This window comes from Pontibacter burrus (assembly GCF_010686685.1).
GTDB classification, from domain to species: Bacteria; Bacteroidota; Bacteroidia; order Cytophagales; family Hymenobacteraceae; genus Pontibacter; species Pontibacter burrus.
The window spans coordinates 401,590-428,528 of the sequence record NZ_JAAGWD010000005.1; the positions used below are offsets into that span (position 1 = coordinate 401,590).

The 26,939-nt window shown below is 45.7% G+C and carries 24 protein-coding genes and 1 tRNA gene; 17 read left to right on the top strand and 8 right to left on the bottom strand.

Annotated features, from left to right (window positions below; all coding sequences use genetic code 11):
* Positions 1–13: 13 nt before the first annotated feature.
* On the top strand, positions 14–2,539 hold the full coding sequence (locus GXP69_RS13350; protein WP_163915564.1) for a S9 family peptidase: 2,526 nt from the start codon (positions 14–16) through the stop codon (positions 2,537–2,539).
* A gap of 128 nt (positions 2,540–2,667) precedes the next feature.
* Here GXP69_RS13350 and GXP69_RS13355 read toward each other — a convergent pair whose 3' ends face one another.
* Together GXP69_RS13355 and GXP69_RS13360 are read right to left on the bottom strand one after the other, a co-directional pair.
* Complete coding sequence (locus GXP69_RS13355; RefSeq protein ID WP_163915565.1) at positions 2,668–3,168, bottom strand: hypothetical protein; 501 nt, start codon at positions 3,166–3,168, stop codon at positions 2,668–2,670.
* Between the two features lie 88 nt (positions 3,169–3,256).
* Complete coding sequence (locus tag GXP69_RS13360; protein ID WP_204282024.1) at positions 3,257–3,460, bottom strand: hypothetical protein; 204 nt, start codon at positions 3,458–3,460, stop codon at positions 3,257–3,259.
* 244 nt (positions 3,461–3,704) lie between these two features.
* Between GXP69_RS13360 and purL the strand changes: the two genes are divergently transcribed.
* The 8 genes from purL (at position 3,705) to GXP69_RS13400 (ending at position 12,262) form a co-directional block, all read left to right on the top strand.
* A complete protein-coding gene (purL, locus tag GXP69_RS13365) occupies positions 3,705–5,921 on the top strand; it encodes a phosphoribosylformylglycinamidine synthase subunit PurL (RefSeq protein ID WP_163915567.1) in 2,217 nt (738 codons plus the stop codon).
* 104 nt (positions 5,922–6,025) lie between these two features.
* A tRNA-Gln gene (locus tag GXP69_RS13370) sits at positions 6,026–6,098 on the top strand.
* Positions 6,099–6,597: 499 nt separating this feature from the next.
* Positions 6,598–7,527, top strand: a complete 930-nt coding sequence (locus GXP69_RS13375; protein WP_163915568.1) for a ribose-phosphate pyrophosphokinase — start codon at positions 6,598–6,600, stop codon at positions 7,525–7,527.
* Positions 7,528–7,737: 210 nt separating this feature from the next.
* Positions 7,738–8,328 (top strand): 50S ribosomal protein L25/general stress protein Ctc, encoded by a 591-nt coding sequence (locus GXP69_RS13380; RefSeq protein ID WP_163915569.1) that lies wholly within the window; start codon positions 7,738–7,740, stop codon positions 8,326–8,328.
* A 326-nt stretch (positions 8,329–8,654) separates the two neighbouring features.
* On the top strand, positions 8,655–9,218 hold the full coding sequence (gene pth / locus GXP69_RS13385) for an aminoacyl-tRNA hydrolase (protein ID WP_163915570.1): 564 nt from the start codon (positions 8,655–8,657) through the stop codon (positions 9,216–9,218).
* Positions 9,219–9,224: 6 nt separating this feature from the next.
* On the top strand, positions 9,225–10,301 hold the full coding sequence (locus GXP69_RS13390) for an acyltransferase family protein (RefSeq protein WP_163915571.1): 1,077 nt from the start codon (positions 9,225–9,227) through the stop codon (positions 10,299–10,301).
* Between the two features lie 94 nt (positions 10,302–10,395).
* Positions 10,396–11,661: an MFS transporter gene (locus tag GXP69_RS13395; protein ID WP_163915572.1), complete on the top strand. Its 1,266-nt coding sequence runs from the start codon at positions 10,396–10,398 to the stop codon at positions 11,659–11,661.
* Between the two features lie 169 nt (positions 11,662–11,830).
* On the top strand, positions 11,831–12,262 hold the full coding sequence (locus GXP69_RS13400) for a transposase (RefSeq protein ID WP_204282025.1): 432 nt from the start codon (positions 11,831–11,833) through the stop codon (positions 12,260–12,262).
* A 348-nt stretch (positions 12,263–12,610) separates the two neighbouring features.
* On the opposite strand, the gene metG is transcribed toward GXP69_RS13400, so the two are convergent.
* A complete protein-coding gene (gene metG, locus GXP69_RS13405; protein WP_163915573.1) occupies positions 12,611–14,653 on the bottom strand; it encodes a methionine--tRNA ligase in 2,043 nt (680 codons plus the stop codon).
* Positions 14,654–14,794: 141 nt separating this feature from the next.
* On the opposite strand from metG, the gene GXP69_RS13410 reads away from it, so the two are divergent.
* On the top strand, positions 14,795–15,007 hold the full coding sequence (locus tag GXP69_RS13410; protein ID WP_163915574.1) for a hypothetical protein: 213 nt from the start codon (positions 14,795–14,797) through the stop codon (positions 15,005–15,007).
* A gap of 77 nt (positions 15,008–15,084) precedes the next feature.
* Here GXP69_RS13410 and GXP69_RS13415 read toward each other — a convergent pair whose 3' ends face one another.
* The 3 genes from GXP69_RS13415 to msrB all read right to left on the bottom strand — a co-directional run bounded on the left by GXP69_RS13415 (position 15,085) and on the right by msrB (position 16,880).
* Positions 15,085–15,408 carry a hypothetical protein gene (locus GXP69_RS13415; RefSeq protein ID WP_163915575.1) on the bottom strand — a complete coding sequence of 108 codons (324 nt, stop codon included), beginning with the start codon at positions 15,406–15,408 and terminating at the stop codon, positions 15,085–15,087.
* 106 nt (positions 15,409–15,514) lie between these two features.
* On the bottom strand, positions 15,515–15,775 hold the full coding sequence (locus tag GXP69_RS13420) for a hypothetical protein (protein WP_235925716.1): 261 nt from the start codon (positions 15,773–15,775) through the stop codon (positions 15,515–15,517).
* 553 nt (positions 15,776–16,328) lie between these two features.
* Positions 16,329–16,880, bottom strand: coding sequence for a peptide-methionine (R)-S-oxide reductase MsrB (msrB, locus tag GXP69_RS13425; protein ID WP_163915576.1), 552 nt, complete (start codon positions 16,878–16,880; stop codon positions 16,329–16,331).
* A 211-nt stretch (positions 16,881–17,091) separates the two neighbouring features.
* Between msrB and typA the strand changes: the two genes are divergently transcribed.
* The 7 genes from typA (at position 17,092) to GXP69_RS13460 (ending at position 23,863) form a co-directional block, all read left to right on the top strand.
* The gene (typA, locus tag GXP69_RS13430; protein WP_163915577.1) at positions 17,092–18,903 is read left to right on the top strand and encodes a translational GTPase TypA; all 1,812 of its coding nucleotides are present in this window, start codon (positions 17,092–17,094) and stop codon (positions 18,901–18,903) included.
* A 199-nt stretch (positions 18,904–19,102) separates the two neighbouring features.
* Positions 19,103–19,384, top strand: a complete 282-nt coding sequence (locus GXP69_RS13435; RefSeq protein WP_163915615.1) for a type II toxin-antitoxin system RelE/ParE family toxin — start codon at positions 19,103–19,105, stop codon at positions 19,382–19,384.
* An 11-nt stretch (positions 19,385–19,395) separates the two neighbouring features.
* Entirely contained in the window at positions 19,396–19,695 is a 300-nt protein-coding gene (locus tag GXP69_RS13440) for a HigA family addiction module antitoxin (RefSeq protein WP_163915578.1), read from the top strand.
* A gap of 59 nt (positions 19,696–19,754) precedes the next feature.
* Entirely contained in the window at positions 19,755–20,105 is a 351-nt protein-coding gene (locus GXP69_RS13445) for a zinc ribbon domain-containing protein YjdM (RefSeq protein ID WP_163915579.1), read from the top strand.
* 54 nt (positions 20,106–20,159) lie between these two features.
* Entirely contained in the window at positions 20,160–21,002 is an 843-nt protein-coding gene (locus GXP69_RS13450) for a 1,4-dihydroxy-2-naphthoyl-CoA synthase (RefSeq protein WP_163915580.1), read from the top strand.
* Positions 21,003–21,227: 225 nt separating this feature from the next.
* Positions 21,228–22,436, top strand: coding sequence for an OmpA family protein (locus GXP69_RS13455; RefSeq protein ID WP_163915581.1), 1,209 nt, complete (start codon positions 21,228–21,230; stop codon positions 22,434–22,436).
* A gap of 203 nt (positions 22,437–22,639) precedes the next feature.
* On the top strand, positions 22,640–23,863 hold the full coding sequence (locus tag GXP69_RS13460) for a hypothetical protein (RefSeq protein WP_163915582.1): 1,224 nt from the start codon (positions 22,640–22,642) through the stop codon (positions 23,861–23,863).
* A gap of 71 nt (positions 23,864–23,934) precedes the next feature.
* On the opposite strand, the gene GXP69_RS13465 is transcribed toward GXP69_RS13460, so the two are convergent.
* Together GXP69_RS13465 and GXP69_RS13470 are read right to left on the bottom strand one after the other, a co-directional pair.
* Positions 23,935–25,233 (bottom strand): sensor histidine kinase, encoded by a 1,299-nt coding sequence (locus tag GXP69_RS13465; protein WP_163915583.1) that lies wholly within the window; start codon positions 25,231–25,233, stop codon positions 23,935–23,937.
* On the bottom strand, positions 25,217–26,596 hold the full coding sequence (locus GXP69_RS13470) for a sigma-54-dependent transcriptional regulator (protein ID WP_163915584.1): 1,380 nt from the start codon (positions 26,594–26,596) through the stop codon (positions 25,217–25,219). The genes GXP69_RS13465 and GXP69_RS13470 overlap by 17 nt, the downstream gene beginning before the upstream one ends.
* Positions 26,597–26,939: the final 343 nt, after the last annotated feature.

Consider the following 26,939-nt stretch of genomic DNA (forward strand, 5'->3'; position numbering starts at 1 on the left):
ACTATTAGCCAACATGAGAAAACTTTACGTGCTTCCTCTGCTCCTGCTCTTATGCTTTGGAGTAAAGGCGCAACCAACTGCACCTGCAAAAGGCAATTATCAGCTTGCCTCGCGCTTTTCACCTAAAAAATTACAGAAGCTAATCTTCAGTACATCTGTAGACCCACACTGGCTTAAGCAGTCTGACAGGTTCTGGTACGAGTACGAAACCAGCACTGGTAAGAACTGGTACATCGTGGACCCGGCCCAGAAATCTAAAAAACTGATGTTCGATAAAGACAAGCTGGCTTCTGAGATCACCATGATCGTACAGGATCCGTTTGATGCCCAGCACCTGCCTATCGAGAACCTGAAGTTTTTACCAGATGAGCAGAACATTCAGTTTGAGATAAAAAGTACTGTTGATGAAGTAAAAAAGGACAGAACAGATAAGTCGTCGCCTGATTCGCTTCAGAAAAAGACATTTTATTTCCGCTATAACCTGAACACGCAGCAGCTTCAGGAACTGAAAGACTACGAGAAACCGAAAGCAAGAGCACGTTGGGCTTCTATTTCGCCAGATCAGAAAGTTGTTGTTTTTGCCCGCAACTATAACCTGTACTGGATGGACATGGCCAACTATGAAAAAGCCCTGAAAAACGAGAAGGACACAACTATAGTTGAGCACCAGCTTACTACTGACGGCATTGAGAATTACCACTATGGCGACTCTCGGGGAGAAACGAATGTAGAACGCGAGAAGAACAAAAATAACCGTAAGCCTGCTTTTGTTCTCTGGTCACCTGACTCAAAGCACTTTGCGATGGTTCGCACGGATGAGCGCAAGGTAAAAGACCTTTGGGTACTGCATAACGCTACCAACGGCCGCCCGGAGCTGGAAACTTACAAATACCACATGCCGGGTGAGAAAGAAGCTCCAGTAAGAGAGCTGATTCTTTTCGATTTCACTGCAAAAACATCCCGCAAGATCCATACAGCAGCTTTTAAAGATCAGGAATTAGGCCTTTGGAGTGCCCCTGCGCTTAATAAGAACCGCGACGATGAGCACAGACCGGCTATCTGGCACGGCACAAACAATAAACTATACTTTACCCGTACCAGCCGCGACCTTAAAAAGATCGACATCTGCGAGCTTGATGTTTCTACTGGCAAAGTAACCCCTGTTATAAACGAGCGCTTTAACACCTATGTAGAAGTTATCCGTGTAGGACTTGTGAATGGTGGTAAAGAACTGATCCATTGGTCTGAGCGCGACGGATGGGGCCATTTTTACCTGTACGATAACACGGGTAAATTAAAGAACCGCATTACTACTGGTGCCTTCCATTGCGAAAGCATCGAAGGAATTGACGAGAAGAACCGTGTGCTTTACTTTACGGCAAACGGTCGCGAACCTGGCGAAGACCCTTACCTGATGCACCTGTACCGCATCAACTTCGATGGCAGCGGACTTACACTTCTTAACAAAGGCAACTTTGACAACAACGTTAGCCTGAGCGACAACAACGCATACTTTGTAAATACAGCTTCCAGAGTAAACACTACCCCTGTTTCTGCGCTGTATAACAACAGAGGCAAGAAGATAATGGACCTGGAAACTGCAGACCTTAACCGCCTGATGACGACAGGTTACAAATTCCCGGAGCCGTTTAAAGTTAAAGCTGATGATGGCATTACCGACATTTACGGTGTAATGTACAAGCCTTTCGATTTCGACTCTACGAAGACTTATCCGATCATTGCCTATGTGTACCCAGGTCCGCAGACAGAAGCAGTAAACAAATCGTTCGGCCGCAGCATGGACCGTATCGACAGACTAGCTCAGCTGGGCTTTGTGGTGATAACAGTTGGTAACAGAGGTGGCCACCCGGCTCGCTCTAAACGATACCACACTTATGGCTACGGCAACCTGCGCGACTATGGTCTGGCAGACAAGAAAGCGGCCATAGAGCAGTTGGCTGATCGTCACAACTTCATCGACATCAGCAAGGTAGGTATCACTGGTCACTCAGGTGGTGGCTTTATGTCTACTGCTGCTATGCTGGTTTATCCAGACTTCTTTAAAGTAGCAGTTTCTGGTGCTGGTAACCACGAGAACAACATTTACAACCGCTGGTGGAGCGAAAAACACCATGGTGTAAAAGAGCTGATCTCTCCAAAAGGTGACACAACGTTCCAGTATGCCATTGATAGAAACACTGACCTGGCCAAGAACCTGAAAGGCAACCTGCTATTGGTAACCGGTGATGTAGATAACAACGTGCACCCTGCCAACACAATCCGTATGGCCAATGCACTGATCAAGGCTAACAAACGCTTCGACTTTATCCTGCTGCCAGGTCAGCGCCACGCATTCGGCGACATGACAGAGTATTTCTTCTGGATGATGGGTGACTACTTTACCAAACACCTGCTTGGCGATTTCTCGCAGACGGTAGATATACCAGAAATTAACAGAGAAATAGAGCAGAGCGGCGAAAGAAGAAGACCGACCAGAACCGGAGCCGGCTCCGGAGGTGGAAGAATTGCTGAAGAATAAACCTATAGTTTATTTACCAACAAAAACGGCGGCCAGTTTTAAATTGGCCGCCGTTTTTGTTGGTAATTATTCAGAATTATAACCACAACAAATTAAAATGTACATAGTCTGTATAGATCAGGTTCCCGCTATACATCAATCCTGAGCAGCCAGGTACCAACCTCAGTTATAATAAACCTAACCTCGCGATCATATACCACTGTACCCATTTTGTTGGCAGATTTAAATCTCACAGTGCCTTCAAAGGGTAATGTTACGTTTTCAAAACTCTGAAAATTACTCAGACTTACAGTAGAGCCACTGCTACCCATCAATTGTAGCTCTGAGATATTACGCAGCGGCAAACCCGAGTCCATCACGACAACTTCTATAATATTGCCTTCATCTTTCTTTTTGATCAGCGAAGCACTTTTTACATTTAGTTTCATCGCGATTTTCGAAGATTTTACCTCTGATTTACGGGTAGTCTTACGTTTTTTTTGTTTCCCGGCCGGAGCCTGCACAGTGGTATCCTGCATATGTTGCACCCTCGCAGGCGTAAATGCAATGCTGGCCTCCAGGTTCCTGGCATCCTGACCCGATCCTGCTCCAACTAGCAACAGGAAAGGCAATACATAAATTAGGTTCATAGTGATAGCTGTAAGAGTAGAAGTATATATGATTCAATTTAACTCTTCCGTGTACAACTATCAATAGCTATGCTGAACTACTAACTACTTATAAATGCTTCAGCATTTCTATCTGATCGTCATTCAATAAAATATACCGGTTATTAAACGGATTGGCATAAAACTTTTCTGCTATCACATACTCACCGCTCTTAAGCTTGTGTATGTTATAGCTAAACAAACTATTTGAGCGCTCAATTACCAGTTCGGTAGTGCTCAGGTCAAGCTGGCGACCACAGGTGGTCGTGATCATCTCTCGATTTGATGTTGTTGCTGGCATAATACTAAGGATAAGGGGTTCTTCTTTACGAAGCAATTCGTGATTGGTGACACTACTTTCGAATTAAAATATTTTTCATTTCCGGGCAGCAGTATTCAAGCTTTCCAGCAGCTTATTTCAGCGCTAAACAGGGATAAAACAAAATCATTGACTTTAAGCTGTGCTCTTAAGATATAAGTTCCTACTTTTGTTAAACCGAAAAAAAGCCGGATAAAACGTGGAACAACAACTGACTACCGTAGAAACTGCTCAGAAGCTCGGTCTTCTGGAGGAAGAATTTGAAAGAATTAAACAGATTCTGGGCCGCACACCCAATTTTACCGAGTTAAGTATCTTCTCCGTAATGTGGTCGGAGCACTGCTCTTACAAAAACTCCATTGTCTGGTTAAAGAAATTGCCAAAATCATCGCCACGTATGCTGGCCGAAGCTGGTGAAGAAAACGCCGGACTTGTAGATATTGGTGATGGCTACGCCTGCAGCTTTAAAATAGAATCGCATAACCACCCATCGGCCATTGAACCCTACCAGGGTGCTGCAACAGGTGTTGGAGGTATCAACAGAGATATTTTTACAATGGGTGCCCGCCCGATTGCACAGCTTAACTCGCTGCGCTTCGGCAATCCGCATTCAGAGAAAACCAAAGGCTTGCTGCGCGGTGTCGTAAAAGGCATCGGCGACTATGGCAACGCTTTTGGCATACCAACTGTAGGTGGCGAACTTTTCTTTGATGAGTGCTACAACATTAACCCGCTTGTAAATGCCTTCTCGGCAGGTATCGTTAAAGTAGGCGAAACTGCTTCAGCTACATCGTATGGTGTAGGCAACCCTGTATTTATAGTTGGCTCTGCCACTGGTAAAGATGGTATACACGGTGCCGCTTTCGCTTCTAAAGACATTACCGAAGATTCTGCAAAGGACCTTCCATCTGTACAGGTAGGCGACCCGTTCCAGGAAAAACTGTTACTGGAAGCTACACTTGAGATCATCCAGTCGGGCCACGTAATTGGTATGCAGGACATGGGTGCAGCCGGTATTACCTGCTCTACCTCTGAGATGAGTGCCAAGGGCGAGCATGGTATGGATATCTGGCTGGATAAAGTACCTACGCGCCAGGCCAACATGGTTCCTTTCGAGATCCTGCTTTCTGAGAGCCAGGAACGCATGCTTATAGTTATGAAAAAAGGCTACGAGCAGACTATAAAAGACATCTGCGACAAGTGGGACCTGTACTGCGAGCAGATTGGCGTGGTAACCGAAGGCGGTATGCTACGCTACTACATGAACGGCGAACTGGCTGCCGAAGTGCCTGCACACGACCTGGTACTGGGTGGAGGTGCCCCTGTTTATCACAGAGAGTACCGTGAGCCTGCTTACTTTGCCGAAAGCAAGAAATTCAACATCGATCAGGTTGCTGAGCCGGAAGACTATCAGGCTGTAGCTGAATTCCTGACCACGCACCCGAACATCGCATCGAAGCGCTGGGTGTATCGCCAGTATGATTCTATGGTAGGTACCGGAACGATGACGACCAACGCCCCTGCCGATGCTGCTATAGTTAAAGTAAAAGGCACAGACAAATCAATTGCCGTAACGGTAGACTGTAACAGCCGCTATGTATATGCCGACCCTGAAGAAGGTTGTGCCATTGCTGTAGCTGAAGCTGCCCGAAACATAGTTTGCGCTGGTGCCGAGCCGGTAGCTATTACCAACTGCCTGAACTTTGGTAACCCTTACGTACCGGAGGTATACTGGCAGTTTGTTGGCGCTATTAAAGGTATGAAGAAATCCTGCGAGGCCCTGGGTACTCCGGTAACCGGCGGTAACGTAAGTTTCTACAACCAGTCATCTGATGAAGGCCCCGTATTCCCGACGCCAACTATAGGCATGCTGGGTATACTGGAGGATAAGAGCAACAAAATGACGCTGGCTTTCCAGAATGCGGGCGACGCGATTTACATGATCGGTGATGCGCAGAACGACATTGCTTCTTCTGAATATCTGTACTCGTATCATAATGTAAAGCTCTCTCCTGCTCCTTATTTCAACCTGGACCAGGAACTGAAAGTACAGGCTGCTACAAGAGAAGTGATAGCTAATAAGCTTGTGAACTCGGCGCACGACGTAGCTGATGGTGGTTTATACATCACGTTGCTGGAGTCTGCTATGCCGAAAGAATTGGGCTTTGACATAGAAACTGATAAAAATTTCAGAAAAGATGCCTTTTTATTCGGTGAAAGCCAGAGCCGCGTTGTGGTTTCTGTTTCTCCTGAAAAGCAGGAAGCATTTGAGCTGGCTGTGAAAAATAACGGCGTGAATCTCACGAAATTAGGAGTTGTAACAGCACACGACTGCCACATTGATGGTGAACTTTTTGGTGGCATTACAGTAGCCAAAAAGCACTATGACACAGCGCTGGAGCAGATTTTAGACTAAAAATTTCTAAAATATTTCAGCCGAATGTTTGCAGTTTAAAATCGTCTCCCTATATTTGCATCATCAAACGACAACGGAACGAAAGTTTGTGAGTCGAATGTGATTGTCCGATGGTGTAACTGGCAACACGTCTGATTTTGGTTCAGAAGAGTCCAGGTTCGAAACCTGGTCGGACAACTTAAAAAGCCCTTAGAAATCTCTAAGGGCTTTTTTGTTTTTAACTCTTTTGTAAAGTTATCGCTCTGCTATCACACACAAGTATTCTGTTGCTGCAACTATAGTTTACCTTCTGTTTTTAACAGCCTATGGTTGCAGCTCAGCAAAGGATTAAGTCATCTTACAATCTCAACCCAACCCTTATAGTACCTGTTCAGCTTTTTGATGTACAGCTGATAGAAGTAAGCACCCGCCGATACATTTTCCCCGGTCCAGTTATTTTGGTCGCCTTTTTACAATCATGTGGTTGCCCCCTGTTGTATTGAACTATAAAATATTATTCCTTAAGCCAGGTAATGCGAATTGTTCCACGGCAAGGCACATAGTATGCCCTGATACTTATATACATGCTTACACTATCACCTATATTTTATCCGTATAATCAGAGTTGGCTAACAAGTTATTTCGTAGCTTTGCACGCATAGTCAACCTAAACCCTTTTTTAGCTTTTATCAAAACTATGCCCCTTGTAAAGATCTTCTCCGGCTCACAGTCGCGCTACCTGGCTGAGAAAATTGCAGCAGCTTACGGCACAACGCTCGGCGACCTCACAATTTCACGTTTCAGCGACGGCGAGATAGGCGTACACTACAACGAGTCTGTTCGCGGAGCCGAAGTATTTATAGTTTTATCCACTTTCCCTCCTGCCGATAACCTGATGGAGTTGATGCTGCTGGTAGATGCTGCCAAGCGTGCCTCAGCGCATAAGGTTATTGTGGTAATGCCTTACTATGGCTATGCCCGCCAGGACCGTAAAGACAAGCCACGCGTTTCTATCGGTGCCAAAGTGCTGGCCAATGCCATCCAGTCTTGCGGAGCCGACCGCCTGATGACCTGCGACCTGCATGCCGGCCAGATTCAGGGCTTCTTCGACATACCGGTAGACCACCTGGATGGCTCTGCTATTTTTGTACCTTACCTGCGCAGCCTCAACTTAGGTTCTGACCTGATCTTCGCATCGCCTGACGTTGGTGGTGTGGTAAGAACACGTGCTTTTGCCAAAAACTTCGGCGCTGAAATGGTTGTCTGCGACAAACACCGTAAACGGGCTAATGAGATCGCCTCGATGCAGGTGATCGGTGATGTGGAAGGCATGGACGTAGTGCTGGTAGACGATATGGTTGACACAGCCGGAACAATAACCAAAGCCGCCGAACTACTTAAAGAAAAAGGAGCCAAAACCGTACGCGCTATTGCTACGCACCCTGTACTTTCAGGCCCGGCTTATGAGCGCATCGAAAACTCTGTGCTGGAAGAGCTGGTGGTTTCAGATACCATTCCACTGAAACAGCAGTGCTCTAAAATAAAAGTGCTTACTTTCTCAGAGCTGTTTGCACGCGCTATTAACAACGTAGTTACACACGAGTCTATCAGCTCACTGTTTATCTAATTAGTTGCTGATTGTTAGTTGTTAATTGTTGTTCTCAATGATTGACAACTAACAATCAGCACAAGAAATAATATTAATAGGGTTAAAGGTACTTTTGAAGTCGATTTTATAGTTGATTGTACTTTATCAGAAAAAAACAATCAACAATTCAACAATCAACAATTAAATCCCTACCTTTGTGGCTCGAAAAATTTTAACAAATTCATTTTTATGAAAACTTTAGAGATTATAGGGTTTAAAAGAGCAAATCTCGGCAAATCGCAGACAAAAGAACTGCGTAATGAGTCTTATGTACCAGGAGTACTTTATGGCGGTGCTGAGCAAGTTCATTTCTATGCACCAGCTATCCTGTTCAGAGACTTAGTTTATTCTCCGGAAGTATACGAAGTAGACCTGAATATTGAAGGCACACACTACAGAGCTGTGTTGCAAGACCTGCAGTTCCACCCAGTTAACGAAATGCTTCTGCATGTTGACTTCCTTGAGTTACAGGAAGACAAGCCAGTGAAGATGGAAATTCCAGTTAAAATGGTTGGTACTTCTCCAGGTGTTATTGTGGGTGGTAAGCTGGTAACTAAGCTGCGTAAGCTGAAAGTAAAAGCTCTTCCTGCTAACCTGCCGGATTATATCGAAGTAGATATCTCTGACCTGGAGCTTGGTAAGTCAATCAAAGTTGGCAAGATCAACACAGGCGGTAACTACGAGATCCTGACTAACGCGCTTGCTCCGGTTGCTACAGTAACTATCCCACGTGCTCTGAAGAGTGCACAAATGGAAGAAGCTCGCGCTGGCAAGAAATAAGCAGCAAACGCTACTTTATAGTACAAAATCCTGTCCTGCTGCAAGCAGGGCAGGATTTTTTGTTTCTATTAAATGGTTGATGGTTAAATTGCTAAATTGCTGTTTGTTAATTGTTGTTTGGAAGTTGCCGAATGTTCTTCAACCAGAACTCATAACATCCATCTGATTTATTCAGGAGCATGTAGAGGCACACGCTGCGTCTTTTACCTTAGCAAACTCAACAATTTAACCATCAACCATTTAATAATAAAATTTTGACTATAGAGACTATAAAACAATGGCTGGGGCTGACACCAAAAGCTCCTTCCCTACCTGAAGATACAAGCATGAAATACCTTATAGTTGGTTTAGGAAACATAGGCCCCGAATATGCCGAAACGCGCCACAACATTGGCTTTATGGTGCTGGATTACCTAGCTAAAAAACACGATGCTACGTTTAATACCGGCCGACACTCTTTTGTGACCGAAATAAAAACCAAAGGCCGCACCTTTGTACTGGTTAAGCCTACGACATACATGAACCTGAGCGGGAAAGCTGTGGGGCACTGGCTTAGCTCTTTAAAACTACAGCCAGAGCAGATGATGGTGATCACCGATGATATTGCTCTTCCTTTCGGCAAAATACGCATCCGTACCAAAGGCAGCGCCGGCGGGCACAACGGCTTGAAGCACATCGAGCAAACACTGGGACACAACAATTACCCACGCCTGCGCTTCGGAGTAGGCGATGCTTTCCATAAAGGCAAGCAGGTAGATTATGTACTGAGCAATTTCAGCGACGATGAACAGGCCGAGCTACAAACCCTGATCGAGAAGTCTGCTGAAGCGGTTGTGTCTTTTGGAACCATCGGGCTGGAGCGTACCATGAATACGTTCAACACAAAATAACGATAGATGGCAGCAACACGGATACAAGAGGCACCAGCCAGAGTTACATCGCTTGACTATGTCAGGGGGCTGGCGGCTTTTGGTATCCTGCTATACCATTTCCAGAGCTGGACGCTGGGCCACATGGAAGCCGAGACATTCTGGGGCCGTATTGGTCTGTATGGTGTTGCTATATTCTACGTACTAAGCGGACTTACACTCTACCACGTTTACGAAGCGCGTCTGCAGCCCAACAAAGCCGGCCTAACAGATTTCTACCTGAAACGCATATTTCGTCTGTTCCCGTTGCTCTGGTTGATCATGCCTGTTTACCTGGTTATTATGCCCGAGCTCCGTGAATGGGACCGTATACTGCTCAACTTCACAGGTCTGTTTGGGTTTGTGGCCTGGGACAAATCGATTGGTACAGGTGTGTGGTCTATTGGCAACGAGATGGTTTTTTACCTTTTCTTCCCGATTTTCCTGTTTTCAGCCAGGTATAGCCGGGTAGCTTTTGCTATAGTTTGCCTGGTTATAGTTGCGCTGGGTGCATATTTCGCCTTTTATCTTATAGACGATGCCGTACCGCTCGCAGCCCATTGGCGTGACTATGTAAATCCATTTAACCAGATCTTCCTGTTTCTGGGTGGTGTGGCGATAGGCTATTTTACCAAATACAGGTCATTGCCTGCTGTGCCGTTAGCTATATTACTGGTGCTGGCTATAGTGGTGTTTTCTTATTACCCAGCTGCCGGAAACACAGTAGTGCTTGTTACAGACTGGGAGCGTTTCATTTTTGCCGGAACCTGCCTGGCTGTTTGCTTTGCTATGTACAAGTTGCCGGTCACGCTGCCAGCTATAGTTCATGTGCCGCTGCATACTTTGGGCGAGATTAGCTATGCCGTCTACCTATTGCATCCGCTAGTCTACCAAGTCGTAAAATTTGCCGGCAAGCAACTCCACTTCTCACCCTGGGTTACCATTATAGTAGCTATCGTATTAACGCTTGTGCTTAGCCAGCTGGTGTACCGTTACTATGAGCAACGCTTTATCCGGTTAGGGCAGAAAACCAGTAAAGCCATTACCGCACGCTTCGCCCGTTAACCTGCCTGTACTATAGTTAGCCGCTAAACTATGGGATCTTACTGATAGCGGCAGGCCCTTATGTTATAGCCATAGCTGGCAATTACACCTAACTATGAAAAAGATTTTACGGCTCTATAGTAATGCCTTCGGCGGTCTATCCAGGTCTGCCTGGATGCTTTCGCTGATCATGTTCATCAACCGCAGCGGCGCTATGGTGATCCCTTTCCTGGGCGTGTACCTGACCGAGGCGCTGGGGTTTACAATGAAAGAAGCCGGCATTATCCTCAGTATTTACGGGCTTGGTGCTGTTTGCGGCGGTTTCCTGGGAGGTTGGCTCACCGATAAGATCGGGCACTTTAAGGTACAGTTCTTCAGCCTTACGGTTGGTGGCAGCTTGTACTTTATGTTCCTGTTCCTCGAGAAGTTTGAGCACATTGCCATCGGTGTATTTGTGCTGAGCCTCGTAAACGATATGCTGCGCCCGGCCAACGCATCTTCCATTGCGCATTATGCCAAACCCGAAAATGTTACCAGAGCCTTTTCGCTTAACCGTATGGCCCTTAACCTGGGTTTCTCTATTGGTCCGGCCTTGGGTGGTATGGTAGCGGCAATCTCTTATAAATACCTGTTTGTGGGTGATGCGGTAGGGTGCATGATGGCAGGCCTGTTCTTTTACATTTACTTCCGGAACAAGCAAGGGCACAGACCACAGCAGAAAGTTAAAACAGATGCTATAGTTAACGATGCAACTCCTACGCTATCAGAGAAAGTAAAGTCTCCTTATACCGATAACCTGTACCTGGTTTTTGTGTTGCTGAATGCGGGTTTTGCAATGCTGTTCTTTCAGCTTTTCTCTACATTACCGCTTTACTACAGACAGATTTATGCATTGCCGGAACAAAGCATTGGCGGGTTGCTTGCACTGAACGGGCTTATCGTGTTTATGATAGAGATGATCTTTGTTTACCTGATCGGGGACAAAATAAAGAAGTCGTGGCTGATACCGATTGGTGTGCTGGTGCTTGGTTCATCTTTTGCAATCCTAAACCTGGGGCACCACATTTTCCTGCTTTACATTGCCATGACACTCCTTAGCTTTTCAGAGATTCTGGTAATGCCGTTCATGGCTACTATTTCGGTGGAGCGCTCTAATAACAGCAATCGTGGCGCATATATGGGCTTGTATACCATTTCGTATGCGGCTGCGCATGTGGTAGCTCCTTACATGGGCACTACCATCGCCGCGCGCCATGGTTTCGATACGCTGTGGTGGGTGCTTAGTGCGTTTGCTATAGTTGTGAGTGTAGGTCTTTACTTCGTAGTTAAAAGGATAGACCGTAAGCAGGTGCCGGAGCGGGTAGCTGTATCTGTGTTGTAGAGACGCAAGATGTTGCGTCTCCTGAGATAGGCACCTCAAATGGACTTTATAGTTTAAGTGGTGATAACATCATACTATAGCCACTACTAATTAAACTGCCCTTGGAGACGCAAGGTATTGCGTCTCTACGGTTTTGAAAACTTCTATCAATAGCTTCGTAAAGGTTGCTATGGATAAGTATAAGAACAGCTTCCGCATCCCATCTGCCCGTTTAACGGGTTGGGATTACGCTTCACATGGCTTGTACTTTATAACAATCTGTACAAAGAACAGGGAGCACTCCTTTGGGAAGGTTTATCTTCCTTCATTAAACAGATTGCAACCTGAACCGCCTTTGGAGACGCAAGGTATTGCGTCTCTACAACTTACAGAAGTTGGTGAAATCGCATCTAAATACTGGAAGCAGATACCTGCATACCATCCATTCGTGGAGCTAGATGAATTTATTATTATGCCAAACCATGTACATGGTATCATCTTTATTAACAAACCTGATCAGGAGCAATGGCAACCAAACAAATTTGGCTCTCAATCAGGTAATCTTGCCTCCATAATTAGGGGATATAAGGCGGCGGTAAAGAAGTATGCGACTATAAATTAACTGGAATTCGCCTGGCAAACCCGCTATTTCGATAGAATTATCCGTTCAGAAAGAGAACTCCAAAATATCAGAAACTATATTTTTAATAACCCGGCAAACTGGGAGACAGAAAAGAACAATCCTGAAAATATATTCATGTAACAATGTAGAGACGCAATACCTTGCGTCTCCAAGGACGGTTCAAATAGCAATAGCTCAACATAAAATTAGTATTCCCTCAACTATTCAAACGAAATTTTTTTTTGAAGCGCCTGCCATCTGAGACGCAAAATCTTGCGTCTCTACAAATAAAGAAGCCCCGCAACTATAGTTAGCTGCGGGGCTTTCTTTTTAAGATCAAACTATAGTTTACGATACAGTTCCACCAGGTTTAACCTCTTTACTTGGCTGTACAAAAGCCAGTGAACCGTCTGCATTCTCAGCCATCAGGATCATGCCCTGGCTGGTAATACCTTTGATATCGCGTGGGGCAAGGTTAACTAATATGCTTACCTGCTGGCCTACAATTTCGTCCGGATTAAAGAACTCAGCGATGCCACTTACTACGGTGCGCTGATCTATACCCGTATCAATTGTTAACTTCAGGAGTTTTTTGGTTTTGGCTACTTTTTCAGCGGCAAGTATGGTTCCGATGCGGATGTCCATTTTAGAGAACTCATCAAATGTGATATTCTCTTTAGCAGGCTCTACTACAGCATTGGCCATTTCGTTTGCCTTTTTGGTATCCAGTAGCTTTTGTACCTGTGCTTCCACAGAAGCGTCTTCTATTTTCTCGAACAACAAAGCAGGTGTACCGATCACATGGCCTTCTTTTAGCAGATCATCCGATCCAGCATTAGCCCACATGCCAGCTTCCATGTTCAGCATAGCACGTAGCTTGTTAGCAGAATCAGGAAGGAATGGCTCCATCAGTATTGCCAGACTACCAGAGATCTGCAATGCGATGTTCATGATCGTTTTAACACGCTCTTCATCTGTTTTAATCAGTTTCCACGGCTCTGTATCTGCCAGGTACTTGTTACCTAAACGGGCCAGGTTCATCAGTTCACTCAGCGCATCACGGAACTTGTAACGCTCCAAGTGTGCTGCAATCACCATTGGCATGCCAGCCAGTACTTCCAGCACTTCTTTGTCGTATTGTTGTAGCTCGCCGCGTGTTGGTACTGCACCGTTGTAATACTTTTGGGTAAGCACTACGGCACGGTTTATAAAGTTACCCAGAATAGCCAGCAGCTCGTTATTGTTGCGGGCCTGGTAGTCTTTCCAGGTAAAGTCGTTGTCTTTGGTTTCAGGGGCATTGGCGCACAGGGCATAACGCAGCACATCTCCTTTGCCTTTAAAATCTTCCAGGTACTCGTGCAGCCACACCGCCCAGTTGCGCGACGTTGATATCTTATCGCCTTCCAGGTTCAGGAATTCGTTAGCCGGCACGTTGTCTGGCAAAATGTAGTCGCCGTGTGCTTTCAGCATGCTTGGAAAAATGATGCAGTGGAATACGATGTTATCCTTGCCAATGAAGTGCACCAGCTTTGTGTTCTCGTCTTTCCAGTATTTCTCCCAGTCCGGCGTTAACGCCTTGGTGGCAGAAATGTAGCCGATCGGCGCATCGAACCACACGTAAAGCACTTTTCCTTCGGCACCTTCAACCGGAACAGGTACGCCCCAGTCCAGGTCGCGGGTCACGGCGCGTGGTTGCAGGCCCTGGTCAATCCAGGATTTACACTGGCCGTATACGTTTGGTTTCCAGTCGCCTTTATGGCCATCTACGATCCATTCGCGCAGCCATGCTTCGTATTCGTTAAGTGGCAGGTACCAGTGTTTTGTTTCGCGCAACACAGGTGGCTCACCGCTCAGTGTGCTTTTCGGGTTGATCAGGTCCGTTGCGTTCAGGGAAGTTCCGCAGCTTTCGCACTGGTCGCCGTAGGCATTTTCGTTTCCACATTTCGGGCAGGTACCCACTATATAACGGTCCGCTAAAAATTGCTGGGCTTTCTCGTCGTAATACTGCTGCGTGGTCTGCTCTATAAACTTGCCATCGTTGTATAGTTTCAGGAAGAAATCTGAAGCTGTTTCGTGGTGAATTTTAGAAGAAGTACGGTCGTAGATATCAAAAGAAATGTTGAAATCTGCGAACGACTGTTTGATCAGCTCATGGTATTTATCAACTGCCTGTTGCGGCGTGATGCCCTCTTTTTTGGCGCGTATCGTGATCGGAACACCGTGCTCGTCAGAGCCGCAGATAAACTTTACGTCACGGTTTTGCAGGCGCAGGTAGCGCACGTAAATATCGGCAGGTAGGTAAACCCCGGCCAGGTGCCCGATGTGCACCGGACCATTGGCATAAGGCAGCGCCGCCGTTACAGTATAGCGTTTAGGAGTATTTGTTGTCATGTTTTGTCTTAAAAAAGCAAATATACGAATAGCCAACGGATTGCACCTTTCTATACTTTCATCAAACTATAAAATCAGAAACTATAGTTACTTAGCGTGCCTTCTTCCGTACACGGAACATCACCTACTGTATACTTTAAGATGAAGCAGAAAGATAACGCGCACATAAAAAAAGGCGATAAAGACAGCCTTGGGGAAAAAAGCGAAAAGAAAGAACTCAGCAAAAACCCGGCGCCACAGGAAAACACCCGCGAATCGGAAACTACCCCACCCGACCATGAGGTTTATATTAACCTCGAGCCTGATGAACTACATTTGGGAGATGAAGAACCCGAGGATGTGAGCAGCAAATAGCAAAGCAACCTGAAAGCAAAAAGCCGGCAGAAGTACTAAAAATCCTTCTGCCGGCTTTTTGTTGTTTATGCCTATAGTTAGTTTCCTGCTCTGCGGGGCATTACACGCCGTGGCGCTTGTTTGGTTGTGTCTAGAGGAGCGTTCGGTAATTCTTCGGGCCTTACCTCAGGCGGTTTCATGGCTGGTGCATTCCTGTCACTCTCTTCTATATTCTTTTTCCGGTTTATCTCGCTTGCCTGTTCATCCATCCGGTCGCGCAGGTCTGTGCTGGCATCGCTGCGGTACCGAACCCTGTTCTCCCGATCTACGCCTGGCATCCCTTCCTCACCTTCCGACAGCGAGGTACAGGACATTACGCCAAACAGCGCTGTGCCAACTATAGCCGTTATATATCTTTTCATCGCATACTTCTTTAAGCTAAAATACAACTGTAAGTCAAACACTTACAATTAAAGTATACGACAACCCGATAGAATAAAACAGGACAATAACAGGTTTATAGTTGTATTACATTTCACTTAGCGCATCGTAGCCAACCTGTGTCAGCATAAGGCCATCGGGTGCAGGGTTTACATAAGAGAGTTTTGCTAAATGCTGCTCAGCTTCCTTTTGTACATCTTTGTACTTAGGATACTTCTCCTGCAATATCGGGTATAGTTCCTGGTAGGTAAGCACCTCCCCTTCCTTTATGTTCTTTGTCCGGAAAGCATCCATCATGCATTGCGCCAGGTTGTCTATATTCTCTGCTTCTGATCGTATCTCTGTCATGGTTCTAATACTTTATAGTTATGGATAAAAGGTACGACAGCTGCATCTTTATTGTTAGACCAGTGCTTAAAGGGATTTATTAGCATGCCTGAACCGCAGATTAGAGGAATTTGATAGATTTTTCAGGATTGGAGGATTTGCTATAGTTCTATAGTTACCAATTGCTGGCGCGAGCGTCCACGCTCGTGACTAACTATGGCGTTGAGCTCCTGACTCAACTGGCCTGAAAGGACAGGCAATTGCGCTGGCTATAGTTTTATAGTTGGCATAGGTCAACCACCCCTAACCCCTCCTTGTCTAAAGCGGGAGCTTTTCAGCCGCTGCTATAGTTGGAGCTATAGTTTTATAGTTGATGTTAGTCATCCCCGTACCCCCTTCAAAGGGGGACTTTCTGGCTATAGCTATAGTTGAAGTTATAGTTTCACAGGTCAGCTACCTGATGGGTAAATTGAGATATGCATTTAAGAGTTTAAAATCCTGTAAATCCTGATACAGACAATCTGCAATCCCACCAATCAAAATAATCTCTTCCTTGATGTGCGGTTCAGACCACTTACTTACTGGGCTTGAAATTTAATGCGGCGGAGTTGAGGCAGTAGCGTAGGCCAGTTGGTTTGGGGCCGTCGTCAAATACATGGCCCAGGTGGCCGCCGCACCGGGCACACAACACTTCGGTTCTAAGCATTCCTTCACTTCTGTCCTGCACTTCTCTAATTCTATAGTTTGCAATCGGTTTCCAGAAGCTTGGCCAGCCCGTGCCGGACTCGAACTTGGTGGCAGAACTGAAAAGCGGATTGCCACAACCGGCGCAATAGTAAATGCCTTTGGCTTTGTTTGCATTGTATTTGTTCTTAAAAGCCGGCTCCGTGCCTTTTTCCCGAAGTACATAAAACTGCTCCGGCGTCAGAATCTTTTTCCATTCCGCCTCAGTCTTGTACACAGTATCGCGCTGGGTCTGCTGGTTCAGGCTGGTAGTGCGGGCTTCAGTTAAGGGAGCATCGCCGGTTTGGGCGGTGGTGTAGTTTGTTGCAGTAGTTCCATTCTGCCCGTTACAGGCAAACAGCAATAAGATTACTGCCAGATAGGTAAAAAAGGTAGTTCTCATAACTATAAATACGAGTTAAAAATCTTTTACTCACCCTTTTGCATTATTTATTCCCTAAATGAACAAAGATGCCAGATGCTATGTTTGCCCCATTAAGTACTATAAATACAAGGCACCTGAGAAAATAATAAAAACATAACCACTTTATTTCGAGCAGACTACTGAAAAATGGAGCCTTTTTAGTACCTTTGCACCTCGAAAAACAAATTCAATGCAGAACATTCGGAATATTGCGATCATCGCACACGTAGACCACGGTAAGACGACAACCGTTGACAAGATTATCCACGCCTCCAAGCTCTTCGCTGAGCACCAGCACTTCGACGACCTTATCCTGGACAACAACGACCTGGAGCGTGAGCGCGGTATCACAATCGTTTCTAAAAACGTATCTGTTCGTTATAAAGGCGTAAAAATCAACGTAATCGACACTCCTGGTCACGCCGACTTTGGTGGTGAAGTAGAGCGTGTACTGAAAATGGCTGATGGTGTACTACTGCTTGTAGATGCCTTTGAAGGTGCCATGCCACAGACACGTTTCGTACTTAGCAAAGCAATACAGCTTGGCCTGAAGCCAATTGTAGTTGTAAACAAAGTAGACAAGGAAAACTGCCGTCCTGATGAAGTTCACGAGCAGGTATTTGACCTGATGTTTAACCTGGACGCTACAGAAGACCAGCTTGACTTCGTAACACTATACGGTTCTTCTAAAAATGGCTGGATGAGCCGCGACTGGACTCAGAAAACCGAAGATATCACGCCTCTTTTAGATGCTATCATCGAAGAGATCCCGGCTGCTCCGTTCCGTGAAGGTACACCGCAGATGCAGATCACATCGCTTGACTATTCTTCTTTCGTAGGTCGTATCGCGATCGGTCGTGTGCACCGTGGCACGCTTAAAGAAGGAATGCCTATTAGCTTGATGAAAGCAGATGGCAGCATCAAAAAAGGTCGTATCAAAGAACTACACGTATTTGAAGGCCTTGGCAAAAAAGCCGTTCAGGAAGTACATGCCGGCGAAATTTGCGCTGTAACAGGTATCGAAGGTTTCGACATTGGCGATACAATTGCTGATGCAGAGAACCCGGAAGCAATGGAGCGTATCTCTATCGACGAGCCGACAATGAACATGTTGTTTACGATCAACAACTCTCCTTTCTTCGGTAAAGAGGGTAAGTTCGTAACATCACGTCACCTGCGCGACCGCCTGATGAAAGAAACTGAGAAAAACCTGGCCCTGCGCGTACAGGAAACTGACCGTGAGGACTCTTTCTTAGTATTCGGTCGTGGTATCCTGCACTTGTCTGTACTTATCGAAACCATGCGCCGCGAAGGTTATGAGCTTCAGGTAGGTCAGCCACAGGTAATCTACAAAGAAATTGACGGTGTTCGTTGCGAGCCTATCGAGCAATTAGTAGTAGACGTTCCGGAAGAAACAGCTGGTAAAGTAATTGAGCTGGTATCGATGCGTAAAGGTGAACTGAACGTGATGGAGCCAAAAGGCGATTTACAGCATCTTGAGTTCACGATTCCTTCGCGTGGTCTGATCGGTCTGCGTAACAACGTACTGACTGCTACTGCCGGTGAAGCTATCATGAACCACCGCTTCCTGGCATATGAGCCTTATAAAGGTTCTATCCCAGGCCGTAACAACGGTTCTATCATCTCTATGGAGACTGGTCCTGGTACAGCTTATTCTATCGATAAACTACAGGACAGAGGTACATTCTTCGTTGATCCAGGTGTAGATGTGTACATGGGGCAGGTAATTGGCGAGCACAACCGTCAGAACGATATCACGGTGAACATCCAGAAAGGTAAGAAGCTGACAAACATGCGTGCTTCCGGTTCTGATGATAATGCTAAGATCGCTCCCGCCAAACACTTCTCATTGGAAGAAGCCATGGAATACATCCAGAAGGATGAGTACCTGGAAGTAACGCCTAAGAGCCTGCGTATGCGCAAGATCTACTTAGACGAGAACGAGCGTAACCGCATGAGCAAGAAAGAAGAAGTAGCCTAAGCTACCGCAACTATAGTTTAAGAAAGCCCCGACTGGTACTACCGGTTGGGGCTTTTTGTTTAGAGCGTACTATAGTTTGCAGGTGCCTAAGCAAACAAAAACTTAAACGGCTATAGTTGTGCTCCAAAGCTTTAGTTACCAACCTTGCTAACCTCAAACCAAATACTTACCTTTGGCGTTAGTAACGCAACAGGTAAGCATGATCATCTCCTTTGGGTCGAAAGAAACTGAGAAAATCTGGAATGGTGAAAGAGTAACCAAGTTGCCAATAGAGGTCCAAACTGTTGGCAGGCGTAAGTTAAGGATGCTTCATAATTCCCAGGACATGGCTGACCTTCGGATTCCCCCTTCCAACAGATTAGAGAAGTTATCCGGTAACCTGAAGGCGTTCTACAGCATCAGAATAAACAGCCAATGGCGAATCATTTTTAAATGGCATAACGGTCAGGCATCAGAAGTAGAAATAGTAGATTACCACTAAAGAAGTTTAAAATGGACCGACTACCTAACATACATCCGGGAGAAATACTGCAGGAAGAATTTCTTGTTCCTTTGGGCATTACAGCCTACAGGCTTTCAAAGGATATCGGCATTCCCCAAACCAGGGTGTCTGAAATTTTAAAGGGCAACAGACGCATTACAGCCGATACAGCCTTAAGGTTAAGCTACTACTTTGGCAACTCCCCAAAGTTCTGGCTCGGGCTTCAGGATGACTACGATCTGGAAGAAGAAATGGCATCGAAGCAAAAAGAGCTGGAAACTATAAAACGCTTCGAGAACAAGGCGGCTTAAGTAATTAAAAGCTCAGGCTTTACAAGATTATAATACAACAACAATAAAATTAGATTACCATGTCAGAAGAAATGAAACCATGCCCGAAATGTAACTCACCTTACGGTTACGCCATGGGCGATGAACTATACGCTTGCCCAGAGTGCGGAAACGAGTGGAACCCGAATGAAGCAGCTGAAGCAGAAGCTGAAACCGGCCTGAAAGTGATAGACGCGAACGGTAATGAGCTGAAAGACGGCGATACGGTTGTAGTGATAAAGGACTTACCGGTAAAAGGCGCACCAAAACCTGTAAAAGCTGGCACTAAAGTGAAGAACATCCGCCTGACAGATGGTGATCATAACATCGACTGCAAGATTGATGGCTTCGGCTCGATGGGCCTGAAGTCTGAATTTGTGCGAAAGGCGTAGAACGTTAGTTGAGCCTGAAACTATAAAAAGCTAACTTGCAGCAAAAGTAATGTTATGAGCAAAGCTAACTGGAAAACCGTAAAGGAATACGAAGATATAACCTATAAAAAAGCAGACGGCGTGGCCCGTATCGCTTTTAACCGTCCTAATGTGCGCAACGCTTTTCGCCCTAAAACGGTGTTTGAGCTGTTCGATGCATTTCTGGATGCGCGAGAAGACACCTCGATCGGGGTTGTTTTGTTGTCTGCCGAAGGACCGTCTACTAAAGATGGTGTTTATAGTTTCTGCAGCGGTGGCGACCAGAATGCGCGCGGCTTCCAGGGCTATGTAGATGAGTCTGGAATACCGCGCTTGAACATACTGGAAGTGCAGCGCCTGATCCGTTTTATGCCGAAGGTGGTAATTGCCGTGGTTCCGGGCTGGGCAGTAGGCGGCGGCCATAGTTTGCACGTAGTCTGCGACCTGACACTGGCCAGCAAAGAGCACGCTATCTTTAAGCAAACCGATGCCGATGTAACCAGCTTTGATGGTGGTTATGGCTCGGCTTACCTTGCCAAAATGGTAGGCCAGAAACGTGCCCGCGAGATCTTCTTCCTTGGCCGCAACTACTCTGCACAGGAAGCCTACGACATGGGCATGGTGAATGCCGTTATCCCGCACGACGAACTGGAAGACACTGCTTACGAGTGGGCACAGGAGATATTGGCAAAATCGCCGACTTCCATTAAAATGCTGAAGTTTGCCTTTAACGCCACCGACGATGGCATGGTGGGTCAGCAGGTGTTTGCTGGCGAAGCAACCCGCCTGGCTTACATGACCGAAGAAGCAAAAGAAGGCCGAAATGCGTTCCTGGAGAAACGTAAACCGAACTTCAAGAACATTCCTTGGATCTCATAACTATAGTTTAAGCTAACTATACAAAAGCCCGCTCCTGCAGCGGGCTTTTTTGTTTTCATTCTCCACCACAGACGCTGCCCTACTTCTTCAGTTACTTTCACATGCCTAAACTATAGGTTTACCTATATACTATTTATAGTTCACGGATTACCTATACACAATTTTTTATTGGCATAATTATAAACAATATATTTGTGGTTTAACTATCTAATCAGACAGCTAACTATGAAAAATTTACTTGCTTCAATCATCAGCATTTTGTTCCTCACTTTTTTAGTGTCCCCTGCACAAGCCCAATTCGACATCGGCAACAAGATCAAAAATAAGGTTAACCAAAAAATTGATCAGAAGATTGATAAAGGCATTGACGATGCCGTGGATGGCAAAAAGAAAGCTGGCGGTAATAAAACTGGTAAAGCGGATGCTGCAGAAGCAGGTGGTGATGAATCGGCAACTACCGAAGCCGGTAAAATGAAAGCCTGGTCAAAGTTCGATTTTGTACCCGGCGATAAGGTAATTTTCTCTGATAACCTGGCTGGCGAAGAGCTAGGCGAGTTTCCGTCGCGCTGGGACCTGAACGATGGAAATGCGGAGGTTGCTAGTTTTGGGGGTGAGAATGTGATTAACCTGGTTCGGTCTAATACCAGCATTAAACCGCTTATGAAAAAGGCACAGTGGCTGCCCGAAACCTTTACCGTAGAAATGGACCTGTTCTTCGACGATGATAACCCGAACGTGGCCTACTACATTTACTTTGTGGACGACAACTCCAACTATAAGCAGGAAATACAGGGAGACTTCTGGGATGGCATTGAGATACGCGCTAACCAGGCAAGATTTAAATCATTTGGTTCGGAGTCGGAAGAACTGGCAGCGCAGGACATCAAAAACAAGTGGCGCCATGTATCGATTGCCTTTAACAAGCGCAGCATGAAGGTTTACCTGGATAACCAGCGCCTGGTAAACATACCCAATGTAACCGGTAAGCCAACCGGCATGCGCATAGAAATAGATAAGCGGATAGAAGCCAATACTATGGTTAAAAATGTGCTGATAGCAGAAGGTGGCAAGAAGCTATACGACCAGGTAATGACCGATGGCAAGATCGTAACCTACGGCATCAAATTCGATGTGAACCAGGCAACTATACGCCCGGAATCTACGGGAACGCTGGCAGGTATAGCCAAGCTAATGAACGAACAGCCTACCCTTAACTTTACCGTAGAAGGCCACACCGACAGCGACGGCGACGAGAAAGCCAACCAGAAACTCAGCCAGCAGCGTGCCGAAGCTGTGAAAACCTACCTGGTAGAGCAAGGTATTAAAGCCGACCGCCTGGAAGCCAAAGGAATGGGCGAAACGAAGCCAATAGACAAGAACAGCACCCCGGAAGCCAAAGCCAACAACCGCCGTGTAGAGTTCGTGAAGCGGTAACTATAGATCTCATCTTTAGAGTATATACAAGCACCGCCTGCAGCTTTATAGTTGCAGGCGGTGTTGTTTTATAGTGCAGCCTAAACTATTGTTTAGATTTGCTATATTTAATCAGGGTATGGATTAGCAGACAGTAGTCATATTCTATTCTTTGCACAGATATGTATAGTCGAAACCCATCTATAATTTAGTAACCCCAATTTATGGTATCAGAGACATTAGCGGGTAAAGGCCATTTTCACTTTGATGGACAAACTATAGAAAGAGAATTTAAACTCGTCATATATCCACGTCAAACATTTATTGAAATAAATGCAATTCCCATTGAGGGATTTTTGAAGAAATGTAAATGGAAGTTTGAGGGGTATTTATTCGATGGAACTAGGATTGAATCTAACAACTTATTTCCAATTGGAATTGGAAACAGTGAGTTATATGTAAATGAATTTGCAGTTGGTGAAAGATCAGATGTCGCTAATACTTCATTATTTACTCTTACTGGCTATTATAAATGTAAGTTCTATTTCAATTACGCTGGATATGAAATCTCAGTAACTGAAGAGAAAGATGTAACAGAAGAGAAGAAGTTTTATAAACGAACTGGTATCATAAGGGAAGGCGTGCAGCTTAGCCTTAAGAAGCAGAATCATGTAATTGTCGACTCTTTTGAAATAGCAGATTCTATTACAAAATTGTTATCAATATCAACAGGAAATGATGTTGTTTTCAATAAAAGAAACTATGATGACTTATATGTTGTGCATCGAAGACCATTAATTGACAGTAGTTCATTCGACAACGTGATTCCTTATGAATGGATGGGTAAGTACATAGAGTCAACTCTACCGATTTGGAATAAACTTGAAGCTGAAGACAAAAAGTTAATTACAAATATAGCATCATATTTGAATTTTGCAGGAGGATCAGGATACTTAGATGAACGGATGTTTAAAGTGGCACAAGGGTGGGAAATGGCAGCTAGTAAATGGGGGCGGAAAGTTGTCACTTCTTCTGAATCTATACTTAATTTAAGGAAGCTGCTCAAAGCAACCTTGAAAGAGTGGCGATCTAACTATCCTGAATTAGATAAAGATGGTTTCTTAAACTCTAGAATATTAAGATCATTAGAATGGGATAGCTTTATAAATAACATTGAGAATCTTGTCAGGGACTTCAAAATAGATACTACAAAAATAGATCTCAATTTTAAGCTCCTAAAGAACAATGTAAGAGATAAGGTTGCTCATGAAGGGAGGATGGTTCCTTTCGATAATGCATATAGCTTGTTAGAGAGTTTAAAATTTGGATTAAGGCTTGTTATTCTAAAGAAGCTGCAATATCAAGGAGATGTGTTCTACCATGAAAATAACTTTACAAGAAATTTTAAGATATCTTATTTCTTTCAGCATGAAGAAAAGCAAGTTTAAAAGCAAATCTTGCTAACGCGATGCTTTCTTTAATTAAAAAAATCCTGCTAATACATAAATTGAACTCTACCTTAAAACCTAACCCAAAACACAGTAACCCCCTTCTCCTGATCGCTCTCCAGCGAAAAAGGAAAGCCGTGGTTTACCAGAATCTCCCGGATCATAGTTAAGCCTATCCCCTGCCCGTATTCTTTGGTACTGAAGAATGGCGTAAACAGCGAGCTTCTCACACTTTCAGGTATGCCGGAACCGGTGTCAGTTATAGTTAGTTGTGCGGGGTTGGTTTGTGTGGCTATCGTTATTTCGCCGGTGTCGCCAATTGCTTCCATGGCGTTTTTAAGCACGTTTAGCAGTACCTGCTCCATCTGCTGTTGGTCCAGGAGTATCACAAGTGGCTGCGGTGCTAATTGAAGGGTACAGCTTATAGTTCTGTTCTGAAACTCCGGCTGCATGAGCAGGGCCAGGTTACGGAGCAGAGCGTGCAAGTCGGTAGGTGTTTTCTTGGGTTTAGGTAGGCGCACCACATTGGCAAAGTTGGCCATAAAGCGGCTCAGGTTCGTGTTTCGGTCTATGGCTACCTGCAGGGCATTGTCAAAATCTTCGCGGTCGTCGGTAAGTTGCGGGGCGTAATACTGCAGCGAACCCAGTATAGAGTTTACCGCTCCCGCCGAGTTATTTACTTCATGCGACATCATCCGGATAACCTTTTCGTAAGCCTGGCGCTCGTTCTGTAGTATTGCTTCTGTCAGCTCTTCTATCAACACAAAGTAATGCTGAAAGCCACGATCCAGGAAGTGAGCACGGTGGCAGCGGTAGGTGCGTATGCCGTTTACCCGAAACGTGATAGAACTGCCGGTTTGTAGTTGCGTGAGTTGTTCCGCCCACACCTTTGGTAGTTGGCTTACGTGTTTGCCCAGCAAACTATTGGCAGGTTGTTGCAGGTATTGCTCTGCCGCCGGATTTACATGCTCCACCTGGTTATCAAAGCCCAGTAACAGAATACCAGCCGGCGATGCCTGTATCAGTTTCTCCAGGAAATAATGTTTCTCGGCTTGCGCGACGCGTTCGTGCCGCAGCTGGTCAATCATGCGGTTGTACACGTTTATCAACTCATCCAGCTCCTTCTGCCCCACCCCCATAAACTTGGTAGAGAAGTCTTTGTCTTTGATGGATTGAATGCCTGCCCGAATCAGGCTAAGTGGCTTAAAAAAGGTAACGTATAGTTGCGACGTGATATAAATAGAGCCCAGTATCAGCAGCTCCATGCCCAGGAACAGGTACAAATTCTCCTGCAGCAGGAAATAAGCCATAACTGCCAGCAGCACATGCAGCACTGTGGCAAAAAGGATAAACTTAGTCCTGAGACTCATACGGGATGTTAAACTTATCGAGTCGGCGGTAAAGCGCGGCGCGGCTCAACCCCAATGCACGGGCCACCTTACTGATGTTGTTGTGGTAATGGTCCATCGACTTGCGAATCATGCTGGCTTCCATTTCGTCTAAGGTCATGGCCCCTACAGCTGGCAGGGCTTTATCTCCATGTTTGACAGCACTGCGCTGGGTCTGCCCCTGGAAATCCTCTGCTTCCAGCACATCATCATCAGACACCAGCACGGTGCGCTCTACCAGGTTTTTCAGCTCTCGGATGTTGCCCGGTAGCGGCTGCTCGCGTAGCCATTGCAATGCGCCTTTGCTTATAGTTAGCTCAGGGCGGTTATATACTTTTTTCAGGTTGTTCAGGAAGTACTGCACCAGCAACGGAATATCGTCGGCACGCTCGCGCAAGGCAGGCAGCTTTACAGTAATCAGGTTGATGCGGTAGAACAGGTCTTCGCGGAATTTGCCTTCAGCTACCATTTCTTCGAAGTTGCGGTTAGTAGCACACACTACGCGAATGTCTAGTTTTCGGGAGCGGCTGTCGCCCAACACTTCATAGGTTCTATCCTGTAATACACGTAGCAGTTTTACCTGGCTGTTCAGATCCAGTTCACCGATCTCATCCAGGAAAATAGTGCCCTTGTTTGCCATTTCAAAACGACCTACCCTGTCGCCTTTGGCATCGGTAAAAGCACCGCGTTTGTGGCCAAACATTTCGCTCTCGAACAAGCTAGCTGATATACCACCTAGGTTCACTTTTACGAACGGCTGGTTACGGCGTGCGCTGTTCTGGTGTATGGCCTCGGCAATCAGTTCTTTACCTGTTCCACTCTCCCCTTCTATCAGCACCGATGCATCTGTAGCCGCAATCTGACCTATCTTTTTCAGTACTTTGAGTAAGTCCGGGTCCTGCCCAACTATGTTTTTGAAATCATACTGCTGATCCAGCTTTTTGCGGGTTAGGGCTTCGTCGGAACTATAGTTCTGTTCCGATAAACTCAGCGCTGTACGGATAGATTGTAACAGGTACTCATTGCTCCAGGGCTTTGTAATAAAATCGGCGGCACCTAAACGCATACCTTCTACGGCCAGGCCAATAGAACCCCAGCCAGTAATGAGTATAACTGGCAGGTTCGGATTATGCATTTTAAACTGCGTGAGCAACGCCAGCCCATCGTGACCGGTGGTTTCTATGGAAAAGTTCATATCCATGAGCACGAGCTCGAACGGCTGCAGCTCCGCCAGCTGAAGCGCTTCCCGTGGGTTGGCCGCTTCTTTGGTTTTAAAGCCGTTCTGTTTCAGCATCAGGCCCAGCGAAGCCCGCACCGCTGCATCGTCGTCTATGATCAGGATCATGCGTGGTTAATTGAGAAGTATAAATATACGGTATTCTGGTGTCAGTTTTAGTTGCTATAGTTGTAACCCACCCCTAGCCCCTCCAAGGAGGGGAATTTCTGCTACTGCTATAGTTCAGGCTATCGTTTTACAGTTGCTGTTTGTCACGTTCGCTGGTGTGAGCTTGTAGCTCGTACTGTTATTTCTGTTTTCATTACTAAGCACGAGCTACAAGCTCGCGCCAACCAAGATTAACTTCTATAGTTTAAGCTATAGTTCTATAGTTGCCGTTGGTCATCCCCCTGCCCCCTTCAAAGGGGGACTTTTTTACTTTTTGTCATCCTGAAAGGATCTTGTTGGCTTA

Excerpts from the sequence above, each read along its gene's own strand:
- GXP69_RS13455 (WP_163915581.1), top strand. The coding sequence starts at position 21,228 with ATGAAAAATTTACTTGCTTCAATCATCAGCATTTTGTTCCTCACTTTT.
- metG (WP_163915573.1), bottom strand. The coding sequence starts at position 14,653 with ATGACAACAAATACTCCTAAACGCTATACTGTAACGGCGGCGCTGCCT.
- GXP69_RS13460 (WP_163915582.1), top strand. The coding sequence starts at position 22,640 with ATGGTATCAGAGACATTAGCGGGTAAAGGCCATTTTCACTTTGATGGA.
- GXP69_RS13390 (WP_163915571.1), top strand. The coding sequence starts at position 9,225 with ATGGCAGCAACACGGATACAAGAGGCACCAGCCAGAGTTACATCGCTT.
- GXP69_RS13355 (WP_163915565.1), bottom strand. The coding sequence starts at position 3,168 with ATGAACCTAATTTATGTATTGCCTTTCCTGTTGCTAGTTGGAGCAGGA.
- GXP69_RS13380 (WP_163915569.1), top strand. The coding sequence starts at position 7,738 with ATGAAAACTTTAGAGATTATAGGGTTTAAAAGAGCAAATCTCGGCAAA.
- GXP69_RS13350 (WP_163915564.1), top strand. The coding sequence starts at position 14 with ATGAGAAAACTTTACGTGCTTCCTCTGCTCCTGCTCTTATGCTTTGGA.
- GXP69_RS13445 (WP_163915579.1), top strand. The coding sequence starts at position 19,755 with ATGTCAGAAGAAATGAAACCATGCCCGAAATGTAACTCACCTTACGGT.
- GXP69_RS13465 (WP_163915583.1), bottom strand. The coding sequence starts at position 25,233 with ATGAGTCTCAGGACTAAGTTTATCCTTTTTGCCACAGTGCTGCATGTG.
- GXP69_RS13440 (WP_163915578.1), top strand. The coding sequence starts at position 19,396 with ATGGACCGACTACCTAACATACATCCGGGAGAAATACTGCAGGAAGAA.
- GXP69_RS13420 (WP_235925716.1), bottom strand. The coding sequence starts at position 15,775 with ATGACAGAGATACGATCAGAAGCAGAGAATATAGACAACCTGGCGCAA.
- GXP69_RS13360 (WP_204282024.1), bottom strand. The coding sequence starts at position 3,460 with ATGATCACGACCACCTGTGGTCGCCAGCTTGACCTGAGCACTACCGAA.
- GXP69_RS13375 (WP_163915568.1), top strand. The coding sequence starts at position 6,598 with ATGCCCCTTGTAAAGATCTTCTCCGGCTCACAGTCGCGCTACCTGGCT.
- GXP69_RS13400 (WP_204282025.1), top strand. The coding sequence starts at position 11,831 with ATGGATAAGTATAAGAACAGCTTCCGCATCCCATCTGCCCGTTTAACG.
- GXP69_RS13450 (WP_163915580.1), top strand. The coding sequence starts at position 20,160 with ATGAGCAAAGCTAACTGGAAAACCGTAAAGGAATACGAAGATATAACC.
- GXP69_RS13410 (WP_163915574.1), top strand. The coding sequence starts at position 14,795 with ATGAAGCAGAAAGATAACGCGCACATAAAAAAAGGCGATAAAGACAGC.
- GXP69_RS13395 (WP_163915572.1), top strand. The coding sequence starts at position 10,396 with ATGAAAAAGATTTTACGGCTCTATAGTAATGCCTTCGGCGGTCTATCC.
- pth (WP_163915570.1), top strand. The coding sequence starts at position 8,655 with ATGAAATACCTTATAGTTGGTTTAGGAAACATAGGCCCCGAATATGCC.
- GXP69_RS13470 (WP_163915584.1), bottom strand. The coding sequence starts at position 26,596 with ATGATCCTGATCATAGACGACGATGCAGCGGTGCGGGCTTCGCTGGGC.
- GXP69_RS13435 (WP_163915615.1), top strand. The coding sequence starts at position 19,103 with ATGATCATCTCCTTTGGGTCGAAAGAAACTGAGAAAATCTGGAATGGT.
- msrB (WP_163915576.1), bottom strand. The coding sequence starts at position 16,880 with ATGAGAACTACCTTTTTTACCTATCTGGCAGTAATCTTATTGCTGTTT.
- GXP69_RS13415 (WP_163915575.1), bottom strand. The coding sequence starts at position 15,408 with ATGAAAAGATATATAACGGCTATAGTTGGCACAGCGCTGTTTGGCGTA.
- typA (WP_163915577.1), top strand. The coding sequence starts at position 17,092 with ATGCAGAACATTCGGAATATTGCGATCATCGCACACGTAGACCACGGT.